Source organism: Acetatifactor sp. (genome assembly GCF_982438285.1).
This window is the reverse complement of sequence record NZ_CEWDFQ010000334.1, coordinates 1-3,342: the sequence shown is the minus strand read 5'-3', so window position 1 is coordinate 3,342 and position 3,342 is coordinate 1. Positions and strand designations below refer to the sequence as shown.

Here is a 3,342-nt window from a genome sequence, read left to right as displayed (position 1 = left end):
GGGAAAAATGCACAAAATTTTCAAATATTATTAAGGTACCTTGACATTTTGCAAAAAAACCAGGTAAAATATTAAGGTACCAAAATATTTGATAAGGAGACTGAGAAATGCAAAATGACGAAAAAAGCCAGGAACAAAGTACGGAATGTCAATCACGCTATGAAGGTGAGGATGTCAATGATAAAATTATTATGAATCTGCGTGATTTAAGTCATGTGATGCGTTCTTTATATGAAGGAAAAGGAAGCCAAAGGCGTACTCTGATGGTTCTGAATGAGCTGGGCGGCACTGTCACGCAGCGGGAGCTCACCCACAGGCTGGGTATTCAGCCGGGGTCGGTCAGCGAAGTGGCTGCAAAGCTGGAAAATGCGGGATATATCAGGCGCATTCCCAGTGAAGCAGACAGAAGAATCACCGATATCATCCTTACGCAGGAGGGAAAAGCACGCGCGGAGGAGGCAAAAACACAGCGGATCAGGCGTCATGAGGAAATGTTTTCCTGCCTGACGCAGAGAGAAAAGGCGGAATTGCTTGAGAAGCTTGAGAAGCTTAATCGGGACTGGTCGGAACGTTATCAGGGGGCGTGTGAAGGTCTGCGGAAGCATGGCTGTGGGAGGCATGGGCGCGGCAGCAAAAACCGGAAGAGCGAAGGAGAATAGGCTATGTGGAGATATGTAAAGCAATACCTTTTCTTTGTCATTCTTGCCGGGCTTTTTATGATTGGCGAGGTGTCTATGGATTTGGTTCAGCCTGGAATCATGAGCCGGATTGTAGATGAAGGAGTACTGGGATTAAACAATAATAATGTTGGCGATCTGCGTCTGATCTGGCAGCTTGGGCTTGGGATGATCGGGCTGGTTTTGTTCGGCGGTCTTAGCGGCTCGCTCAACAATGCGTTTGTCCATATGTCGGCGCAGAATATCGGAAATGAGATTCGAAAGGATTGCTTTCGCAAGATCATGACATTTTCTTTTCCCCAGATGGATGATTTTGGCGCAGGTGCGCTGGTAACCAGAGTGACCAATGATATCACCCAGGTACAGAACTTTGTATCTTTGTTTGCGCGGGGAATGATCCGTACCTCCATGCTTACCTTTGGAAGTATATACTGTATGTTTTGCTTAAACCATATGTTTGGAATGGTTGTGCTTTGCGCTTTCCCGGTGATTGTGGGATGCCTTGCTTTCTGCATGGTGAAGGCAAATCCATTATTTTTTAGGCTTCAGGCGCAGCTGGACTCCATGAACGAGATTATGCAGGAGGATATTTCCGGTATCAGAACCATTAAGGCGTGTGTGCGGGAAGTCTATGAAAAGATGCGGTTTGGGAAGGCCAATGGTGAACTTGTAAAGACGCAGCTTAAGGTGCTTGTGATTTTTGCCTTTATGAATCCCGCCATCAACGGGCTTATGTATATTGTGGCTGCCATAATTCTGCTGATAGGAGCTTTTCAGGCGGGAAGCGGCGAAACAACGCCGGGAGTCATTATGGCGGCAATTACCTATACCACACAGCTTCTGAACGGTATTTTGATGCTTGTGATGTTGATCCAAAATATTTCAAGAGGTATGGCATCGTGGAAGCGTGTCAAGGAGATTCTGCAAAGCGTTCCAGCTTTGGAGGATGGCAGCTTTGAAGGGAAAACGATAACGCGGGGAGCAGTGGAATTTAAGGATGTATCCTTTGCCTATCCGGGCAGCAGCCAGCCTGTGCTTGACCACATTAATCTGACGGTATCTCCCGGAGAAACCATTGCTGTCATGGGGGCCACCGGATGCGGAAAAACCTCGCTGATCCATTTGATTCCCCGGTTTTATGACGTTACGCAAGGGGCTGTGCTGGTAGACGGCGTGGACGTGAGAAAATACAGACAAAAGGTTTTGCGGGAAAAGGTGGCGGTGGTGCTGCAGAAAAGCGAACTGTTTGGTGCGACGATCCGGGAAAATATTGCATGGGGTGCGCCGGATGCTTCAGAAGAACAGATCAAAGCGGCAGCTGTAACAGCCCAGGCGGATGATTTTATTTCCGCTTCGCCTGATGGCTATCAAACCCTTGTGGCGGAACGGGGGATGAGCCTGTCCGGCGGCCAGAAACAGCGTTTATCTATTGCACGGGCTGTTTTGAAATCGGCGGAAATTCTGATCCTGGACGATTCTGCCAGCGCACTGGATTTGAAAACCGAGGCCGCTTTGCATGAGGCGCTGAAAAAGGCAAGTCCCCATAGCACAAAGATTATCATTGCACAGAGAATTGTCTCAGTACGCCAGGCGGACAGGATTGTGGTTTTGGAAAAGGGACGGATTGCAGCCTGTGGGTCACATGAGGAACTGCTCAGGTCCTGTGCGGTATATCGGGATATTTATGATTCTCAAATGGGAGAGGAGGTTGCGCATGAGTACGCCTGAAAAACAGAAATTGCCGGAGAGAAACATTCCGGGCATGAATCGCCACGAGCGCTTTATGGAGGTGGAGCATGCCGAAAATGTGGGCGCCACACTGAAACGGATTGTCGTCTACTTTGTCAGGGAGAAAATAATGGCGGCTGTCATGCTGGCCGTTGTGATTTTTGGAACTTTCTGCGGCGTTTATGCGCCCAGTCTGCAGAGTAATGCCATTGATATCATTGCAGGAACGAGAGCGGGTAATCTTTTCTATGCTGTATTTTTCATGCTTGTGGTTTATCTTCTTTACAGCGCAGGCCAGCTGCTGCAGGGGCTGATCAGTGCAAAGCTCAGTCAGCGTATTGTGCGGCGGATGCGGGAGGAGCTGTTCGGGAAAATAATGGATCTTCCCGTCCGGTATTTGGATACCCATTCTCACGGCGATGTTATGAGCCGTATGACCAATGATATTGAAAATATTTCCTCTACGGTCTCCCAGTCGCTGCCCTCCCTGTTTTCGGGCGTCCTTACGATCATCGGAACAGTGGCTATCATGCTGTGGTACTGCTGGCAGCTTGCTCTTTTGAGCTGTGTAACGGTAATTCTGACGCTGGGGGCAACCAAGCTTCTTTCAGCGAAGGTGCGCAGGTTTTCGCGAAGAAGACAGATGCTGCTTGGACGGCTCAACGGGACGGTGGAAGAGATGGTGTCCGGTTACCATACAGTTGTGGCCTATAATCACCAGGAAATTACCATGGAGGATTTCTGTAAGACAGCAGATTCCCTGACCAAAGCAGGAATTAGGACCGATGTTTTCAGCGGCGTCATGGGGCCGGTCATGAACTGTATCGGCAATATCGGGTTCGTTATCATTGCAGCTTTCGGGGGATATTTTTCCATCCATGGGCTGATTTCTGTAGGTGTTATTTCCGCGTTTATCGTCTATGCCAGACAATTCAGC

At 48.7% G+C, this 3,342-nt stretch carries 3 protein-coding genes; all 3 read left to right on the top strand.

The annotated features are described in order from the left end of the window. The first annotated feature begins 107 nt into the window (after window positions 1-107). Window positions 108-659: a MarR family winged helix-turn-helix transcriptional regulator gene (locus AC1WIP_RS13435; protein ID WP_481142305.1), complete on the top strand. Its 552-nt coding sequence runs from the start codon at window positions 108-110 to the stop codon at window positions 657-659. Window positions 660-662: 3 nt separating this feature from the next. Further along, a complete protein-coding gene (locus AC1WIP_RS13430) occupies window positions 663-2,405 on the top strand; it encodes an ABC transporter ATP-binding protein (protein WP_481142304.1) in 1,743 nt (580 codons plus the stop codon). Beyond that, window positions 2,392-3,342 (top strand): ABC transporter permease (locus tag AC1WIP_RS13425; protein WP_481142303.1); only part of this gene is annotated, 951 nt, incomplete at its 3' end. The genes AC1WIP_RS13430 and AC1WIP_RS13425, both read left to right, overlap by 14 nt.

Excerpts from the sequence above, each read along its gene's own strand:
- AC1WIP_RS13430 (WP_481142304.1), top strand. The coding sequence starts at position 663 with ATGTGGAGATATGTAAAGCAATACCTTTTCTTTGTCATTCTTGCCGGG.
- AC1WIP_RS13435 (WP_481142305.1), top strand. The coding sequence starts at position 108 with ATGCAAAATGACGAAAAAAGCCAGGAACAAAGTACGGAATGTCAATCA.